We start from the raw sequence: 19,020 nt of genomic DNA, 5'->3' as shown, positions 1-19,020 counted from the left end.
GCTCCTGAAGGGGACTTGACGCCACGCTCACGTGAGCTAGATCAAATTCTTCGTTTAGCCGCCTAGACCACCAGTTGCAACTTTTTGATACTTAGCTCAGGAATTTAATTTCTGGGTCAATTTCTGCAAAAGTATAGTTAGCGATCGCACTCTGACGTTTTGCTGATAATCTTGGATAATACCCTCCATCAACTCAAACTAAGTGCCTTACGATATCCTCACAAAGTATTCCAGATGATTACTGATCTCAAAAATCACATCGGTAAAGGAAGCTAGAGAAAGTAAGTTCTTGGTGCATTTATGAAATTAATTCAAATACTAAAAGTTGCTGTAATTCCTGTTTTGACTGGATTGAGCTTTTTGTCTACATCAAATACAGCACTAGCTGACTACTTAAATAGTGAGGGTGTAGGAGGTAATTACCGTTATGAATTATGGTCTAGCGATGATAATAGTGGTTACTATTTGAAAATTTGGTTAAATGAAGCAAGTCCAACAAGTGACCCATACTCCACAACTAGAGCATTCACCTCTAGTAGGGAAGCTTTAATTAATTTTGATTGCAATTACGCTGAGAAAAATCTACCAGAATGTTCTCAATGAGAATTTTGAACCCTCTCAAAGCATCTTGGAAAGTTTAACATAATTCGTAATTGCTGATGACGCTTGCGGACTCGCTAACGTAATTCGTAATTAAATAATTCAATTACGAATTACAAATGATCTTCTGTGGGTTGATATTCTTGTTGTCTTTCGACAAACGTCTGGACACGGCTGCGGTAGTTTCTGATAGTCTCATCTACCCATTCGCGATCATTGCTATTTGCATACAAATGCACCAGTGGTTCGCTGGCATCTGGTAAAACTAACAGCCAACTGTCATCATAGGGTTGACAAACTTTTACCCCATCAATTAGTTCTAAGTTTTGGGCTGGGTGAGTTTCCACCAAGTAACGCATCAAAGCACCCTTGATTGTCCAGGGACAGCGTACTGTATAAGTTTTGTGAATTACATGGGGTAGTTCTGACCGCGCCGCAGCGAGCGATCGCTCCTGTATAGTTAACATCTCAATGATCTTAGCAATGCAAAACATGGAATCAAATCCTGGATGCAGTTGCGGGAAAATAAAACCAGTGTCTCCATTACCCCCTATTACCACATTCGGATTAGTTTGACAAGCTTCCATTAAAGCTGTAGGGTTAGCTTTAGTACGAATCACTCTGCCATCGTGGCGGCGGGCGACTTGTTCAATAGCACTGGAAGCATGAACTGGGACTACTACTGTGCCTCTGGGGTTAGCCGTTAGGATCATATCCACCATCAGCGCTGTTAACATTTCCCCACGAATTGGGAAACCGGATTCATCAACTAAAATTAGCTGTTCTCCATTAGCCGTTACTTGGACGCCAAAGTTAGCTTTTAATGCCTCGACTACATGACCTAACTGAGTCAGCAGTCCTTCTCGATCGGTTATTGACATCGCCGTTTTATTGACACTGGCATTCAGCACCACCGCATCAGCACCAAATTTATCTAACATTTGGGGTAAAACTGCTCCAGATACGGCATAAACATAGTCAATCACTACTTTTGCCCGACTGTTGCGGAGTGTATGAACGTGCAGTAGCTTCTCAAAGGCAGTGCAGTAGCGGTCGATAACTTGGTTGGGGTAAGATACATCGCCAATTTCATGAATTAGCGCCCGCCGCATATCTTCCTTAAAGTAGGCTCCTTCAATTTTCTTTTCTAGGGCTTTGGAGATATTAATCCCCTTGGCATCCATGAATTCAATCAGAATGTAGTCAGGGCGATCGGGGTGTACCCGCACATGGATACCACCAACTACCGACATTGTGGGTATAACGGTGCGGGCGATGGGAATAGCTGTAGCATCGAGGTTTTGAATATCGATACCTACTGACATCAAACCAGCAATGAGCGATCGCGTCACCATCCGAGAGATATTACGTTGGTCGCGGGAAACCGTTACATTAGAACCGGGTTTTAAGGTAGAACCGTAAGCGGCTCCCAATTTCACCGCGAATTCTGGGGTGATGTCGATATTAGCTAATCCTTGTACACCGCGTTGCCCAAATAAATTCCGTTGAGCAATGTTTCCCCAAATCAAGTTAATATTTAAAATTGCTCCTGACTCAATTCTTTTACTAGGCCAAACGCGCACGCCAGGGCTAATTTGGGCTTCTTCTCCCACCGTAGAAAGCGAACCAACAACAGCAGCTTCTAATACTTGAGCGCGGCGGTCTACACGAGTACCACGGGAAATCACACAGGCAGAAAGATGTGCCTCCTCGCCAATGAATGCCCCATTCCACACTATCGGACGTTTAAGATTCGCATCAGCACCAATAGTGACATTATCTCCAATTACGGTTCCTGCCTCAATATGTACTCTTGCCCCGATGCGGCAATTATCACCAATCACTGCTGGGGTTTCAATAACAGCTGTCTGGTCGATGTAAGTATTTTGGCCTACCCATAACTCATGGGAAACTTCTTGGTAGGCACAATTTAGTTGGACTTTCCGATCTAATGCGTCATACTGAGCCTCCCGATAGGCATCTAAGTGACCAACATCGCACCAGTAACCTTGAGCAATGTAACCATACATTGGCTGATCTTTGGCTAGTAGTAAAGGAAATAAGTCTTTGGAAAAGTCGCATTCAGTGTTTGCTGGCAGATATTCCAAAACTTCTGGTTCAAGAATGTAAGTGCCCGTGTTGACGGTATCGGAAAAAATTTCACTACTAGAGGGTTTTTCTAAAAATCGGCTAATCCGTCCTGACTCATCGGTAATCACCACCCCAAATTCAATCGGGTTGGGAACCCTGGTCAAAATCAAAGTAGCTTTTGAATTTTTTTGTTTGTGAAATGCGATCGCAGCCGTGAGGTCAAAATCTGTTATGCTATCACCGCTAATCACTAAAAATGTTTCATCAAGAAGTTCGGCAATGTTTTTCACACAGCCTGCTGTACCCAAAGGCTGGTCTTCTTCGACGGCATAAGTCATCTGGACGCCAAAATCACTGCCATCTTGAAAATAGTCTCGCAAAACATCAGGTAAATAATGCAATGTCGCAATAACTTCTGTAATTTGATGTTTTTTGAGAAGATTGATAATATGTTCGGCAATTGGTCGATTTAGAATGGGTACCATCGGTTTGGGCAGATCGCAAGTTAACGGGCGAAGCCGCGTTCCCGAACCGCCTGCCATCAATACTGCACGCATAAATCCTCCTTAGCTATTTACAGCATTAGCTGCTTGAAGACGTGTCAGATATATTTTGTTTTTCTTTCTCTAGTCTCCTATGGATATCGAAATTTGAGGAACTTCCACAAGATGCATCTGCGGATAACAAAGTATATTTACTGATTACAGCAATTTGTTTATCCAGAGAAAATTAAACAAAGTTAATCCGATAGACTACTGGGCTTTTGGTAACAAAACTTATTAACTCTTCTGACAGTGATAAAGTTTATATTCGTAACCATCCACGCTTGGTAAAGATTGAGTATCAGACATAACACAGCTTTTGACGGTTTCTGCTACAGGGGCGTAAAAGTTTACCAGCCACAAGTCAAAAGGTCGTGGTAGCGTCTTTAAAGTATTTTCCAGAGCAATGGTAGAAGTATTGGGGTCTTGGTCTTGATGGGCAAGGACAAACAGAGGTTTTTGGAGTGAATTGGCAAGTTTAATCTCCCTTGCTACCCCCATCATTTCCCCGGTGTGTACATAAGTTTTGTGGGTAGCGGCAATTAGTACTGGCACTGGGGATACTTGTTGAATTAGTTGTACAAAAAGGTCAGGGCGATAATATTTCTGATAGCCAAGATTGCAGACTACTGTAACTGCACTAACAAATCCCATTAACCAAATTAACATCACAGCTTTTTTGCCGTTTATTCCCCATTTGCCGATGCTTTTTATGCCATTTTTCCCTTGTTCGCTTTCCATCAATTCCTTGGGAGGATGCCAACAAACTGCGAGACTTGCCCCTAGCAAAACAACGATCGCCGGAAAGTAAACAAAATTATAACGAGCGCCCCTGGTCAGATCGATTCCCAAAAAGTACGTAAAGATAAAGAACAAAGCGATCGCGCTGATCACGACTCCCATAAAAACCTGAATCATCATCCGGTTTTCTGGTTGCTGTAGTTGAATCTTGATCCCACGTAACAAAATTGGTACTGCCCAAATAAAGAAACTTAGCATTACCACTCCAGAAGGAATCACAAGCAATATCTGTGAAGATTCAACTGGCAGGAGGGAAATCATTGCAATCAATGTTCCTAAAGCTTGAAAGATTGGGCTTAACCAATCTAATCCAACGCGCGAACCTCGAATCCATTCGGTCAAAGTACCACGATTGCTATTCTCTAATAAGGTTGGTATCCAAATTAAACCCGCCACAAAAGTACCTGTAACAACGGCATAGATGCGCCGCCAGGGAGGAGAGAAGAGGAGAGAAAATTTGCTGCTAGTTTGCCATTGAAGCCAAGCAAGAAAAATCAAAACTACGGCTTCTGTGCAGAGGGTGAGGGTGAAAAAGTAATGAGTAGCAATACCTAAAGCATTAATTCCTATCCACAAAAATGCTACCCATATAGGTAAAGGTGTGCGGTTTTGAATATGACGTGTGGCAATTACTAGGCAAGTCAAGGAACCAGTTACCCATAAGATTGCCAAAGCGTAATGACGCGCTTCTTGTGCTAAAAATACGCCGTAGGGCGATACTGCCATCATGGCAGCAGTCAAATGTCCCACTAATTGCGAACGAAACGCTATTCTACCTAACACGTAAAAACACGGAATAGAAGCAGCGCCTAGTATAGCTGGTAGCAATCGCGCCGCAAACAGCGATACTAATCCTCCCTCGGTGGGAAATAATTTCATCCACAGGTAAGCCAGCACAAAATATAGTGGTGGATGACTATCTTGTGTAGCTAAGTTATGAACCACATCACCAATACTAGCCGTTAAGTTTGGTTGCAGGGGTTGCAATAAGGTATCAGGTGCGATCGCTTGATCTAGGGGAACTCCTAAAAAAGTATTCCCCAAGCTAAATACCAAGGTGGCAAACTCGTCAGTCCAAGGAGGCTTTCTGGTCAAGTTGGTTAGGCGTAAGCTGATGCCGATGATCAACCACATCAAGTTCAGCAAAGGGTGAAGCCAGGAAGGAGAAAGGCGAGTCTGCCAATTATACCAATGCTTGTGTTGTGAACCAGAGTTTGGATCTGGTAGAGGTCGGGAATGGGTGGCATAGGCAGGTAACAATGAGATAATTTTTCTGTAAAAATAAAATGCACCTGGGAAAATAACTCTCATTGCCGAGCCTCACACGAATAGATTTGTAGATTTTACGTCTTAGATTTAAGTTCGTTCTAAAATCTAAAAACAAAAATCTAAATCTCCAATCCCTGATTGTGACTATTTAACGTCAGTGACGCGCCAGCTGAGTTTCAAATTAACCCAGAAATTCCAGATGGTAGCAACTGCGATCGCAATCAACTTAGCTAAATACTCGTTTGTCCCCAAGACATTACAGAGAAAGTTAATTATTAAAGCTTGTATTACAACTCCTGCCAAACAGATCGCACTAAACTTCAAGAATCGCTTGAAACGTTGATGTGGATCACGTTGCCTCTTAGAAATATCACCAAAAGTCCATAAATCATTCCATAGGAAATTATTTATGATTGCCACTCCAGCCGAAAGAATCGTACTGCGCGTTAAACCTAAATGAATTACAGTACGCAGCAAGTGAAACACCGTTAAATCTACAAACACACCACTCAAGCCAACAAACCCAAAACGGACAAATCGACCAATAGGGAAATTGACTTTTCTACTAAATCGCCCTACCCGCCCTGTGGATAGCCGCAACCGCACTAAGTGATGGATGTAATCTATATACTGCTTCCATGTGACTTTACTCTCACCCTCTTTGCGTTCGCAGAACACATACCCAACTTCGGCAACTTGGTCTACTTTACCTCGCCCGATTACCTCAAGAAGAATTTTGTATCCGACGGGATTAAGTGTTGCATTGGCGATCGCACTCCTGCGCACCATAAAATAACCACTCATTGGATCGGTAACTCTGCCCAGTACCCCCGGTAAGATCACCAAGCCTAACAACTGAGCACCACGAGACAACAAACGTCTAACAACACTCCAACTACTAACACCGCCTCCTTCTACGTGACGACTGGCTAGTGCCAAATCTGCTCCCTGCTCAACACTACGCAACAGTTGCATCAGCACTTCTGGTGGATGCTGCAAATCTCCATCAATTACTCCCAACACACTCCCCATCGCTGCTTGCCACCCACGAATCACGGCTGATGAAAGCCCCCGTTCCTGTTGGCGTCGCATTACCCGTAAGTGGGGGTATTCTTCTATGAGGGATTGTGCTATTTCCCAAGTTCGGTCTGGGCTATCATCGTCTACCACAATTAGTTCATATTTTCCTGGAATAGATTCATCCAATAATTTACTTAATATACTGACTACATTCTTGATGTTGTCACGTTCCTTATAAGTAGGAATTACTAGAGAAAGATGGATAGATTCATCACTTATACCTACACCGTTAGGGGGCAACTCTGAAATCTTGAGTGGCCCAGTTGGAACTGTTAATAGCGAGTTGGATAGGTTTGTCTTCATATTTCAAATTGCAGAACGAGGGTGTATAAAGACCGGGCAAAATAGAGCCAAACATCTGCTGGCTTAAAATTTTATGAATACTTTTGTTACAGTTAGCTGCTCTGAAAGTTTAGTAATTTCCGCACTTTTATTCACAATATTTTCCCTAACTTCATCTAAACTTTACATTCTACGATTTATTTTTATGGTATATCGGCTGCATTTAGATGATTTTTTATACAAACAATTAGTTCAGCCGACTCAGCAAATATACAGCATATCATGAGTATCTCTGAATAATTTTTTTAATCATACTATGGTTAATACATAAGTCAATATGAAGTATTCTAAAATTTGGTAATTAGTAATTAAAGTTTTATAGCTATTAATATTTCATCAACAAATAATTCAATAGCCCGATATGTATATTTGTTATTTTAAAATATGAGAAAACGGAAATAAAGTGCAAATGCTGACTGCATAACTTTGTATATTTGTAGAAATTTACTTGTTACATTAGCAAGTATTAAATTAACTGAATACCACAATATAGAGAAATCTCAAAATAATTTGTAGTGTCTGATCATTCATCCACCCTGCGACTGACGCTCGTGATGCTTGAAGAATCGTTAACTCTACCCTAAACCTGTCAAACTCCCATCTATGCTAATTTCTGACCAGATACAACGGCAGTTTCCGGCTTTACTGCCGAATTATTCGTAAATTAGAGATTTTTTCACTTTTCTAAAAACTTATCAAGATTTAGTGATATACTACATAATAAACTTAATATAAATTAATAAATATATATAATATTTAGTAAGTATTATATTGTAAATCTGTCAAAAGTAATACTAAAAAATCCCCTAATGGGGCATTGCAAAAAGGGTAAAAATTTTGTTTGTTATTAGTTTGATGCCGTAGTTTTATTGCTTGTTTTGAGTAAATAAACATCTAAAAGACAGGGTACATTATGCATATTCCTGATGGATTTGTTTCTGTTCCGGTGGCAGGGGCTACCGGTTTAGCAAGTGTGGCAGCACTCTTTATTGCCTTCGGGCGATCGCAAGAAGCTTTTGGTATCCGCCGTGCGCCCATACTGGGACTAACCACCGCCTTCATTTTTGCCGCCCAGATGATCAATTTTCCAGTCGCAGGAGGTACCAGTGGTCACTTGTTGGGGGGAGCTTTAGCAGCGATCGTTTTGGGCAGTCCTTGGGCGGGAACGTTGTGTATCGCCACAGTTTTAATTATTCAAGCCGTGCTATTTGCCGATGGTGGCATTACAGCCTTGGGCGCAAATATTTTGAACATGGCAGTGATTGGTGTTTGGGTAGGTTGGATTTTAACCCAAACCTTGCAACGGCTATTTGGTGGGTCTAAAGGGCGTTTACCCTTGGCTGCTGGCATGGCAGCTGGTGTAAGTGTAGTAGTAGCAGCTGTAGCAGCAGCCATTGAGTTAACCCTCTCTGGAACTGCACCTATAGCCATAGTTTTACCAGCCATGACTGGTGTACATATTTTGATTGGCATCGGTGAAGGGCTAATTACCGGGGGTGTGCTGACTTATCTAGCCACCGCTCGTCCAGATTTGTTACCAGGGGAACAGCATGAGTTTCGCGGTTGGTCAATACCTATTGTCACCATTTTCTTGATTGCGGGAGTGCTGTCACTGTTTGCCTCAGCATGGCCTGATGGTTTGGAGAAAGTTGCCGAAAACACGGGCTTCCTCGACTTAGCCGGAAAAGTCCGGGTAATTGTACCCACACCGTTAGCTGACTATGGGATTGAGGGTTTGGGGCCAATTGGTACTAGTATCGCTGGACTGGTAGGATGTGCGGTTTGCTTTGCCGTTGCCTTTGGGATTGCCAAAGTGGTGAAACCGAAGAATGCTTAAACTTTCCTTACCGCTACGTTTGCAACTAGCTTTAGTAGTTGTGGTGGGAGCAGCTTTATTAAAGCATTATGCTTGGTATTGCTTAGGTGTATATGGCGCGATCGCACTTTTGTGGGTCTGGCTGTTGCGCGTACCAATTCGCCAGTTGGGAGGATTACTCGGTACAGAATTGATTTTTTTGTCATTGCTGGCATTACCCTTGGGATGGGAACGAGCCAGTTTTTTGCTAGTTCGTTCTCTGATTTGTCTGATTACCATGAATAGTTTTTTGTTAACCTTACCGCCCCACAGTTTCGGCATCGCCCTTAAAGGCTTACCAGTGCCAGCACCTTTAAAAGAAAACTTGTTGTTAGCTGGGCAATATATGGAAATTTTGCTCTCCGAAGTGACGCGGATGCAGCGCAGCGCTCAATTACGCGGTTTAACTGGGACTGGGGGATGGCTGCGCTACGCCAGTGCTGCGATGATTGGAGCCTTGTATCTCCGCAGTCTCGACAGGGCAGAGCGAGTTTACGCGGCAATGGTAGCTCGTGGTTACAATGGGCAATTACCCATAGATTCTACCCTCAGACCAAAAGAGCGTTTTGCCCTGTTAGCAGCTTGGGCGATCGCTGCTGGTGTAACTTTAACTTCTTACAGAATTTAGCGCAGTTGTGAATATTGAGTTTGTGAATTTTGAAATCTTTAACTTCTAATCCCCAACCATCAACCCATAACCCTCACGCAGCCGTGGTCGAGGTTGAGAACTTAGTGTATGCCTATTCTCGCCAGCAGCCAGTATTACAAGAAATTTCTTTTACCTTAAATCCGGGCGATCGCGTAGCGTTGATGGGAGCCACTGGTTCGGGAAAAAGCACCTTGCTAGAGAACCTGATCGGCTTAAAACAACCGCAAACTGGGAAAATTACGATTAATGGCATCCCCGTAGAACCCAAAACGCTACCACAAGTACGTCGTCAAATTGGCTTTAGCTTCCAAGATGCCAACGACCAACTATTTATGCCGACCATCTTGGAAGATGTCACCTTTGGGCCACGCAACTATGGAATATCACCAGCAGAGGCAAGCGATCGCGCCCGGCAATTATTAGCTGATTTTGGTCTAGAAGCCTACGCCAATCGTTCCGCCCACGAACTTTCTGGTGGACAAAGACGCTTGGCCGCCCTAGCCTCGATTTTAGCCCTAGAACCGACAATTTTAATTTTGGATGAGCCGACTAACGGACTTGATCCAGCATGGCGGCGTCATTTGGCCCAAGTGTTGTTAAAGTTACCTGTGCAGGTGATATTAATTGCTTCTCATGATCTGCATTGGTTAGGCAGAGTTACTCAACGTGCTTTGGTACTGGCTGGTGGTCGCATTCAAATAGATAGCGATATTCAGCCACTTTTGCAAGATGGCACTACTTTAGACCAGTTGGGTTTACCGATAGATTGGTGATCCCAGCAGACAAAGGAGAGCCGGGACACAGGAGTAGACTTCTGAGCTTCATCTGCATTGAAAGAGGCAGGAGGCAGTAGGGGTTAAATCCCCTACTGATTTGAAGCCATTGAACTGTGACATCTCCTAGACTGAACGGAATACCGTTGCATTGTACGCTTCTCACCCAATCCGGCTATTGCTTGGGAGGCGATGAGCTTTGTTTTAAGTCCACGGAATGCCCTACCGCAGACAACATAATTCTACCAGAAATATCCATTAAACTCTCATATTTTGCTCGTTCCCTCCATGTTTCCCTTCCTCTCTACGAGACGCTACGCGAACGCTATCGCATTGGTGAGGCAGTGCGGTCTTACCTCTTTGCCCAACCGATAAGTCCATCCACTGACGCGAACGCTATCGCATTGGTGAGGCAGTGCGGTCTTGGGGTTTCCCCAAGTGGAGCAACTACCGTCGGGAAACTCTCGTCAACTGTTTTTTTGCTAGCCGACTTAACCAAATTTGATTTTCAAGTGGAGCAACTGCCGCCGGGAAACTGTCGTCAACTCCCTCGCAATTCATGAGGCAGCGCGGTCTTCTCCCTTCTCTACGAGACGCTCCGCGAACGCGGAGCGTCTCGTAGAGAAGGCGTTAGCCTCTCCCTTTGGGAGAAGGGGAGACGCTAAGAGCGATAGCGCAGCGTTAGCGAGTCCGCGTACTCTTACAGAGAAGCAAGCTACGCTTTTAGCGTCTCGTAGAGAGCGTCTGGGGGTTTCCCCCATGAGCGACTGCCGTCTGGACACCTCTTTTCAAGTAGGTGTGAGGCAACATGGCTGTTTTATGCTAAATAAAATTTGAAATCCACTTGACATTACGTACATTTACGGTACAATTCAATATGAGTTGGTTGACAGCAAAATATTGGACTTTTACACAACAATTAAAACTATAGCAATGCGATTTGATTTCTGAAATTATTTGCGTAGGCTGGGAGTGGAGAGTAAGGAAGAAGTCTCTTTGAGTTGTACTGAGTTTGTTCAAAAATCAAATATGAGTCCTATATATTATATAAAAAAATACTTTACTTAAGGGAGGCTACACGTTCGGCTTCTGCAAAGCAGTGGGGAGTTCTGTTATGTCCATCTTTATAGATAATTCAGTGTTGTTTGTATCTGACTATAAATTATGATTGTATTTGTTATTCCACTTAAAAGTAGTCAAGTTTCAAAAGATTGGGATTTAGTATCACAATTGTTTGAAAGATGTCTGAAATCAGTTTGTAATCAGACATCTGACAAATTTAGAGTTATCGTTGTTTGCCATGAAAAACCAAATATTGGTTTTTCCCATCCTCATATTACTTATATCGAAGTTGATTATCCTTCACCCATTCAACAGATGAAAGAACTGAATTTAGAGCAAGAAGTGGATTGGAGAGGGGCAGAAACCTTCAGTAAAAATATAGATAAAGGACGAAAACTTTTGACTGGATTAGCCTATGCTGAGAAATTTTCGCCTTCTCATGTAATGGTAGTTGATGCTGATGATTCTATAAGTAGAAATATAGCTAAATTTGTCGAGCAAAATCCTAATTGTAATGGCTGGTATATAAAGAGGGGTTATCTGTATCATGAAAATTGGCAATTTTTAAAGGTAAAATTCAAAGATTTCAATCAGATATGTGGTTCCTCGGTAATCATTAAATATGAATTCTATCCTCTACTCTTCAATAAGTATCAATACCAACATCGAAAAACTCTACTTGATAATGGAATAGCGCTCGAAGCATTACCATTTCGTGGAGCTATTTATTCAGTAGGAAATGGAGAAAACATTTTTCAAACTGGTGAAAGACAAAATAGAAGATTTAAAAAATATGGAATATTGTCAGTAATAGCGTATATTTTTAGGTATCGCAGATTAACCAATTCAATTCGTAATGAGTTTAGCTTTGATCCTATGGTTTAATTTTGTAATATTTATTCCCACATAACAGTTAAAACTGGACAAAATCCCTATGGGGGGGGCTACGCGTTCGGCTTCTGCGAAGCAGTAGGTAGCTCTGTTTATGTCTATCTTGCTAGAGGATTCAGCCGAGTTGTTTGTATCTCACTACTATTATGCTTGTATTTGTTATTCCACTTAAAAGTCGCCAAGTTTCAAAAGATTGGGATTTAGTATCACAATTGTTTGAAAGATGTCTGAAATCAGTTTGTAATCAGACATCTGACAAATTTAGGGTTATCGTTGTTTGCCATGAAAAACCAAATATTGGTTTTTCCCATCCTTATATTACTTATATCGAAGTTGATTATCCTCTACCCGGTCAACAGCTAAAAGAACTAGGTTTAGAGCAAGAAGTAGATTGGAAAGGGACAGAATTCTTCAGTAGAGAGATAGACAAAGGACGAAAACTTTTGAATGGATTAGCTTATGCTGAGAAATTTTCGCCCTCTCATGTAATGGTAGTTGATGCTGATGATTGTCTAAGTAGAAATATAGCTAAATTTGTCGAGCAAAATCCTAATTGTAATGGCTGGTATATAAAGAGCGGTTATCTATATCACGAAAATCGTCAATTCTTACAGGTAAAATTCAAAGATTTCAATCAGACGTGTGGTTCCTCGGTAATCATTAAATATGAATTGTATCCTCTACTGTTCAACAAGTATGAATACCAACATCAAAAAACTCTACTTGATAATGGAATAGAACTCGAACCATTACCATTTCGTGGGGGTATTTATTCAGTAGGAAATGGAGAAAACATTTTTCAAACTATTGAAAGACAAAATAAAAGATTTAAAAAGTTTGGAATATTGTTAAGAATAGCAAATCTTCTTAGATATCGTCGGTTAACCAAGTCAATTTGTAATGAGTTTAACTTTAATACTACGGCTTAGTTTTGTGATATTTATAGGGTGTCGTTAGCAAAAGATTAAGTTTAAATTAACAGACAAAGGCAATACATTTATCAGAACGCCGTAATACCCCTGCCTTAACGCTTCTCCCAAAGCTCCGGTGTACACACAAGTCCTAAAATCCTTTACTGGCAAGATATAAGTCTTAGTAGGCAAGGTTTTGAGTCTATCTGTCTGATTATTAATAGTGTCAGCTTATTGATATAACTCTATTTACCTTCTTTACTCGTAATATTGGATATTATAGCAGTTCTCGTTTACGTGAGGTACACCCGTAGGGGTACGGCATGCCGTGCCCCTACACCTTGGGATATAACGTTGTACCGCATCTGAATGGGAACCGCTATATATTGTGGATTTTATTGCTGTTGGTGTGTTAATGTCTGTTTTACATAAATATACTGTTATTGCTCCTGTTAGTCTAAGCATTGCTTTGTTTATTACTAGTTGCAGCGAAAGTAAAGTCTCCCAGTGCCAGCGACTGATTCGGGTTGTGAACGCAGGAACATCACTGATTGATAAAAATAAAGGAACGCAAGTGATAACCAGCTTACAGCTATCTAAAGATTTAGAATTTGTGACTAAATCCATAGGGGAACTTAAATTAACAGACCCCAAGCTGAAGGAATTTCAAAGCGGTTTTGTCAAGATTTTCAAAAATCTCAGTCAAGCGATCGCTAAGGCAGGTAAGGCTCTTGGTGCGTCCAAGATAGCAGAAGCCTCGGCATCGGGTAGAGAAAAAATCCAAAAGGCAAGGGACGAAATTGACTCAACACTAACAACAGCAGCTACAACTGTTGGCAAGCAGTCAGATACGTTAGGAAATGCAATAAATAAGTATTGTCGCCAGCCAGAATAATCGATTTGGGGCATTGGGAATTGGGATTAGTCCATGCCCCTCTACTTTCTAGACTTGATCCCCCCTTTTTAAGGGCAGGGCTGTTTTATATCCTAAAAGGTGTAAAATTACAAGCGTCGAGAGGATGAAAACAATGGGTGCAAATCTGATTGGACAGCTGCGGCAAGTAAAAGCCAGGATTTACCTCTAATGATATTGACAAACTCTTATCCTTTGTAGAGTGAAACAGCCCTGCTATAAAAAAGGGGGTTAGGGGGATCTAAATAATGACAAATGACAAATGACAACGTTGGATTTCCTTCCTTAAGCCAACCTACTTGCCCAATGACAAATGCCCAATACCCGCACCTTTACGGACGGACACTACTACCGTTAGAAAGATTAAAGCTCCTTAACCTTTCGTTACAGTAGACATATCGAGAGAAATGAAAGCAAACCTCTCGAAGCTGAAATCAAAGGTAGACGACATGAATGGCACAATTCGCGTTGGTAATCTCTTCGGAATTCCCTTCTATATCCATCCGTCATGGTTTTTAGTTCTGGGCTTGGTAACTTGGAGCTATAGCAGTGGACTGGCGGCACAATTTCCCCAATTATCTGCGGGATTAGCTTTGCTACTAGGATTGATGAGTGCGCTGATGTTATTTGCCTCAGTCGTCGCCCATGAATTAGGCCACAGTTTCGTTGCTATTCGTCAGGGAATTGATGTCAAATCCATCACACTGTTTATATTTGGTGGTTTGGCAAGCTTAGAAAAAGAGTCGAAAACTCCAGGTGAGGCTTTCTGGGTTGCGATCGCAGGTCCAATAGTTAGCTTACTACTGTGCGGTATCGTTACAGCCATTGGTTTTACGACTGCTGCATCAAGTCCACTAACTGCAATTCTCGGTGTTCTGGCTTCCGTTAACTTAGCATTAGCGCTGTTCAACCTCATTCCTGGCTTACCCTTAGATGGCGGAAATATATTAAAAGCCCTGGTTTGGAAAATTACAGGCAATCCCTATAAAGGTGTGACTTTTGCCAGTCGAGTTGGGCAAATTTTTGGCTGGGTAGCAGTTCTTTCGGGAATACTTCCTCTACTATTATTTGGCAGTTTCGGTAACTTCTGGAACTTGTTAGTAGGCTTCTTCTTGTTACAAAATGCTGGTAATGCGGCTCAATTTGCCAGAGTCCAAGAAAAACTTACAGGTTTGACTGCTGAAGATGCTGTAACTCACGATAGCCCGATTGTGTCTGCTAATCTTACTCTGAGAGAGTTTGCCGATGAGCGGGTAGTGAGTGGACAAAACTGGCGTCGGTTTTTAGTGACTGATCGTGAAGGACAATTAGTAGGTGAGATCGCTGTTGATAATTTGCGAACCATCCCCACAGCACTATGGTCAGAAACTCAAATAAAAGACGTGATGCGATCGATTACAGAGTTTACCACAATCCAATCCGATCAACCTCTACTGGAAGTCATGCAGTTACTTGAACAACAAAAGTTATCTGTGCTTGCCGTGATTCGTGACAACGGCGTTTTAGTTGGAATCTGAGAAAAAGCTGCAATTATCCAACTACTTCAAAGCGGAACCCAGCCTAACCCTGCATAATTGTCTCAAAAAACGGCGTTGCTGATTTAGAGAATTTCTTTGATGTCCAAATCCTTTTCAATTAATCCAGACAATTAGAGATTTCAAACAAATAAATTATCAAATTTTGTGGGGTAGGCAGCGTTCAGTCGAACGCTGCCTACCCCACAAGAAGTTATTGAGTGTTTATTTATCAAAGGGGAAGCGGAAAGGTAAAAGCCTCGCCCGAAGTTAAACGAAATAATCCGTGCATTATAGGGAAGGTTGATACCCCGCCTCTAGTGGGCGGTCTACTCCCTTTCCCCTTTTCCCTTTCATTTAAAAGTCCCTTAAGGTGCGAGGGCATTACCCCGAATTAGGCTACCAAGAGTTTTGGCAGTAATTTTCAGTTGGGTGATGGGATTAGCTGGGACAACCGTCTTATACAAATAGCTATCGAATGTCAGCCGTTGTACATCGAGGTCATCGCACATTTCCACAAACGCCTCGCGGGTGGCATTGGAACGATAGAATACACTTTGCAGAATGTCCAGCACTTTGTAAGTGAGTCCGTATCTTTTATCCCAACGCTTCAGGTAAACCTTGAGGTCATTTTCAGTAGGAATACGGCTACCACTGTTAGACATTTCTACAATGGTTTCAGCACACATCCGCCCAGATTTAGCGGCAAAATAAATACCTTCGCCAGAGGATTTGGTAACGTAACCAGCCGCATCTCCCACCAAAGCGATGCGACCAACAACACGACGGGGACGGGGATGTTCAGGAATGGGGTGCGCTTCGACTTTGATAATTTTACCGCCTGCCAGTTTCTCGGAAGCACGAGCGCGGATACCCGCTTGTAACTGTTTGATACTGGCTTTATTGACGTGCATAGTGCCTGTACCGACAGCTACGTGGTCATGTTTGGGAAAAACCCAAGCGTAGAAGTCAGTAGAAACGTCATCACCGACATACATTTCGGCGAGGTCGTTATAGTAGGCCATTTTGTCTTCGGGTAAGCGAATCCGCTCTTGGAAAGCGATCGCATAATTATAATCCCCAGCATCCATTTCTTTGGCAACGCGGGAATTAGCCCCATCTGCACCAACGATCAGATCCACTTTCAGGGTTTTGGCAATACCCTGTGCACCTTCTGCTGTATGGTCAACGTAATGGATGGTATAGGGGTCAGTATTGTTTCCTGGTATATCGAGTTTATGAACAGTGGCATTAATTAAATTTGCGCCGACTTTTGCCGCGCGATCGCGCAAAAAGCCATCTAGCACTTCCCGGCGGCACATTCCTATATATTCATCTTCATTTACCAGATTGATATCAACTTCGCGGTTGGAAGGCGAAATCATTTTCATCTTCCGTACCCGGCGATCGATAATCTCTGGTGGTAGGTCAAATTCACCCACCATACATAGGGGAATTGCACCCCCGCAAGGCTTCGCATTGTCTAGCTTTCGCTCAAACAGGTAGGTTTCAATCCCAGAGGCAGCCAGTGTTTCAGCAGCAGATGAACCAGCAGGGCCTGACCCAATAACAGCAACCCGTAGTGTCAAAGGTCTTTCTCCCAATCTTTACATTTACCGAGAGCATACTACCACGGTCTTTCGGGTGATTTAGCGCTTTGCTTTCAGGTTTCTCCTGAAATGCAATATTCCTTAATGTTTCGATACAAAAAGCGATTCTTGACCTTAACTTTATTCGCTTAAACTTCCGCGCAATGGTAATATAGCGGTTATTTTATTTTCACCTGATGTTTTATCTGTATTAGCTTTCAAGCGTGTCAATCTGCTTTTCCGAATCCGATCGCTGTCTCGAACACCACCTGCAAGTTCATATTCATTGCTGTTTTTGCCGTATTTGCAACCAACCCACGTCAGCATTTTGTCTGAAACCTGATTTAAGGTTTTTTCCATTTCATCCAACTTTGTTTTAGAAGAGTCAATCATAGCTATATCAGCGTTATAATCATCAAGCGTATTGTGAAAGTGTTCTATTAATTGAGTCAGGTTTTGCAAGTTGTAAGTATCATCAAAATTGATATTTTGATCGATGGCTTTCAGTCCGGCAACTCTAAACTCAGCTTTTTCTAAAATCCGAGAACTACGTTTTTTCCGAGACATAAATTTATACAGATATTAAAGCTTTACTGACCTATCTTGTCTCAATTAATTCATATGCTGGTTCAGCAAAAAGCGCAGTCTTTTAAATAAAATTTTTTACTTGTGTCCGTAATTTCTCGGTATTTAATCACCAATGGTTGATTTTCAGGGAAATAATATTATGTTTAAGTTGCACGAAAATTACAATATTGTTGCATAAGCGATCGATCGCAGTTGACTAGAAGTTAAGATGCCATCGCTTTAACCTTAAGGCTTTATGTTCTGGCTCTAAGACTTAATATTCTGACTCTAAGGCTTAACGTTGTAATCTTAAGCCTTAAGGTTCTAGCTTTAAGGGTTAATATTATGACCTTAAGGCTTAATGTTGTAGCCTTAAGAGTCAACATTCTAACATTGATGACTAAAGTTTGTTGGTGAGTGCAATCATCGCTACATAGTGTACATTGTTGATTTACAGCGATCGCAGAGTTGGATAAAACTTCAATATGGGAGTTTTACCAAAGAAGAGCAGCAACTATTGATGATAATTAACAGGTATATATCAATATTATTGGTTTAACCAAGCTTCTAAATCAGCAACACTAGAAAAATCTAGCAACGCCTCTCCTAAATTCTCTAATTGTTCAATGGATAAGCTTTTAATTCGCTCGATTAATGATGCCTCAATTTCACCAATACGGCGATTGAGTAGACGCACTATTAAGTCTTGTTCTCCCTCTTGCCTTCCCTCTTGCCTTCCCTCTTGCCTTCCTTCTTCTTTGGCTTGTTCTCTGTCTCTTTGATAAAGTGGTTCTAATCGCATAATTAACTCCCGATCATCTGCTTCTAATTCTTGATTTACTCTCAAATTTTCGCGCAAGTTGTAAACTAATTCAAGAGTTGCTTTTTGGTATGGATGATCTAATGCTAACCCTTGCAACTCAATAATCGCTTGCGACTGTACACTTCCTCTTCCCAAAAGCCTCAACCATAACGTTTCCGGTGTTTGGGGTAGTTGGTGTATGGCTACAATTGCTGTCCGCAAGGCATCTGGCAGAAAATGCACTCCCGATAACCAACCTGCTTTTTGCATAGTTCCAAAGCTAGACAATTTAGTTTCAGATATGGTTGGAGTCAGAACCCACAATTTGGGAATTTCTGAGTCCTGAAGTTTGCTTTTATTTGCCTTAGCTTCTCGTCGCAGGAGAGCCTTGACTTCTAATAATTTGAGAATACAGTCGCATATTTCATCGGTAAAAGCTGGATTGCGGTATGGTTCTATAATCGCCGGATGTTCAACAAATCTTCCTAGCAAACCCAGTATTTGTATATTAGAACTTTGCTGTTTAGCAGGAGTGAATAAAACATCTATTTCTTTAATCTCTCCTGATACTTTTTCTGATGCCTTGACCTCTCCGTAATTTTTTAATAGTTCTTCTAGATAGTCCTTGGCAAATTTATCATGTATAAAGCGCGTCATTCAATTTTAATATTGGGTAAATTATGGGAAATAATTAAAAGTTTTATTATATCTGTGATAATAAGTAAATAAATAGCCAAAGCCTGAAAAAGGAACCATTGGGGAAGTCGCT

General features: G+C 41.8%; 15 protein-coding genes. 9 read left to right on the top strand and 6 right to left on the bottom strand.

The window, feature by feature from the left end; all coding sequences use genetic code 11:
* Positions 1 to 300: 300 nt before the first annotated feature.
* The gene (locus tag ACEW80_RS06100) at positions 301 to 603 is read left to right on the top strand and encodes a hypothetical protein (protein WP_373525733.1); all 303 of its coding nucleotides are present in this window, start codon (positions 301 to 303) and stop codon (positions 601 to 603) included.
* A 110-nt stretch (positions 604 to 713) separates the two neighbouring features.
* Here ACEW80_RS06100 and ACEW80_RS06095 read toward each other — a convergent pair whose 3' ends face one another.
* The 3 genes from ACEW80_RS06095 to ACEW80_RS06085 form a co-directional block, all read right to left on the bottom strand.
* Positions 714 to 3,248 carry a sugar phosphate nucleotidyltransferase gene (locus tag ACEW80_RS06095; protein WP_373525732.1) on the bottom strand — a complete coding sequence of 845 codons (2,535 nt, stop codon included), beginning with the start codon at positions 3,246 to 3,248 and terminating at the stop codon, positions 714 to 716.
* A gap of 222 nt (positions 3,249 to 3,470) precedes the next feature.
* A complete protein-coding gene (locus tag ACEW80_RS06090; RefSeq protein WP_373525731.1) occupies positions 3,471 to 5,345 on the bottom strand; it encodes a glycosyltransferase in 1,875 nt (624 codons plus the stop codon).
* Between the two features lie 102 nt (positions 5,346 to 5,447).
* On the bottom strand, positions 5,448 to 6,686 hold the full coding sequence (locus ACEW80_RS06085; RefSeq protein ID WP_373525730.1) for a glycosyltransferase: 1,239 nt from the start codon (positions 6,684 to 6,686) through the stop codon (positions 5,448 to 5,450).
* 952 nt (positions 6,687 to 7,638) lie between these two features.
* On the opposite strand from ACEW80_RS06085, the gene ACEW80_RS06080 reads away from it, so the two are divergent.
* The 8 genes from ACEW80_RS06080 (at position 7,639) to ACEW80_RS06045 (ending at position 15,296) form a co-directional block, all read left to right on the top strand.
* On the top strand, positions 7,639 to 8,562 hold the full coding sequence (locus tag ACEW80_RS06080; protein WP_373525729.1) for an energy-coupling factor ABC transporter permease: 924 nt from the start codon (positions 7,639 to 7,641) through the stop codon (positions 8,560 to 8,562).
* Positions 8,555 to 9,208 carry an energy-coupling factor transporter transmembrane protein EcfT gene (locus ACEW80_RS06075; RefSeq protein WP_373525728.1) on the top strand — a complete coding sequence of 218 codons (654 nt, stop codon included), beginning with the start codon at positions 8,555 to 8,557 and terminating at the stop codon, positions 9,206 to 9,208. Before ACEW80_RS06080 ends, ACEW80_RS06075 begins: the two co-directional genes overlap by 8 nt.
* 29 nt (positions 9,209 to 9,237) lie before the next feature.
* Positions 9,238 to 10,002, top strand: coding sequence for an energy-coupling factor ABC transporter ATP-binding protein (locus ACEW80_RS06070; RefSeq protein WP_373525727.1), 765 nt, complete (start codon positions 9,238 to 9,240; stop codon positions 10,000 to 10,002).
* A gap of 116 nt (positions 10,003 to 10,118) precedes the next feature.
* Positions 10,119 to 10,565 (top strand): hypothetical protein, encoded by a 447-nt coding sequence (locus ACEW80_RS06065; protein WP_373525726.1) that lies wholly within the window; start codon positions 10,119 to 10,121, stop codon positions 10,563 to 10,565.
* Positions 10,566 to 11,166: 601 nt separating this feature from the next.
* The gene (locus tag ACEW80_RS06060) at positions 11,167 to 11,949 is read left to right on the top strand and encodes a glycosyltransferase family 2 protein (RefSeq protein ID WP_373525725.1); all 783 of its coding nucleotides are present in this window, start codon (positions 11,167 to 11,169) and stop codon (positions 11,947 to 11,949) included.
* A gap of 152 nt (positions 11,950 to 12,101) precedes the next feature.
* Positions 12,102 to 12,884 carry a glycosyltransferase family 2 protein gene (locus tag ACEW80_RS06055; RefSeq protein ID WP_373525724.1) on the top strand — a complete coding sequence of 261 codons (783 nt, stop codon included), beginning with the start codon at positions 12,102 to 12,104 and terminating at the stop codon, positions 12,882 to 12,884.
* 397 nt (positions 12,885 to 13,281) lie between these two features.
* The gene (locus tag ACEW80_RS06050; protein WP_373525740.1) at positions 13,282 to 13,761 is read left to right on the top strand and encodes a hypothetical protein; all 480 of its coding nucleotides are present in this window, start codon (positions 13,282 to 13,284) and stop codon (positions 13,759 to 13,761) included.
* A gap of 467 nt (positions 13,762 to 14,228) precedes the next feature.
* Positions 14,229 to 15,296, top strand: a complete 1,068-nt coding sequence (locus ACEW80_RS06045) for a site-2 protease family protein (protein WP_373525739.1) — start codon at positions 14,229 to 14,231, stop codon at positions 15,294 to 15,296.
* Between the two features lie 365 nt (positions 15,297 to 15,661).
* Here ACEW80_RS06045 and chlP read toward each other — a convergent pair whose 3' ends face one another.
* The 3 genes from chlP to ACEW80_RS06030 all read right to left on the bottom strand — a co-directional run bounded on the left by chlP (position 15,662) and on the right by ACEW80_RS06030 (position 18,908).
* On the bottom strand, positions 15,662 to 16,882 hold the full coding sequence (gene chlP / locus ACEW80_RS06040) for a geranylgeranyl reductase (protein ID WP_373525723.1): 1,221 nt from the start codon (positions 16,880 to 16,882) through the stop codon (positions 15,662 to 15,664).
* A 141-nt stretch (positions 16,883 to 17,023) separates the two neighbouring features.
* Positions 17,024 to 17,449: a hypothetical protein gene (locus tag ACEW80_RS06035; RefSeq protein WP_373525722.1), complete on the bottom strand. Its 426-nt coding sequence runs from the start codon at positions 17,447 to 17,449 to the stop codon at positions 17,024 to 17,026.
* A 547-nt stretch (positions 17,450 to 17,996) separates the two neighbouring features.
* Positions 17,997 to 18,908, bottom strand: a complete 912-nt coding sequence (locus ACEW80_RS06030) for a DUF4351 domain-containing protein (protein WP_373525721.1) — start codon at positions 18,906 to 18,908, stop codon at positions 17,997 to 17,999.
* Positions 18,909 to 19,020: the final 112 nt, after the last annotated feature.

Origin of the sequence: Nostoc sp. (assembly GCF_041747015.1) — a bacterium.
GTDB lineage: Bacteria > Cyanobacteriota > Cyanobacteriia > Cyanobacteriales > Nostocaceae > Nostoc.
Note: the sequence above shows the minus strand (reverse complement) of the source record. Positions and strands in the feature narration are given on the sequence as shown.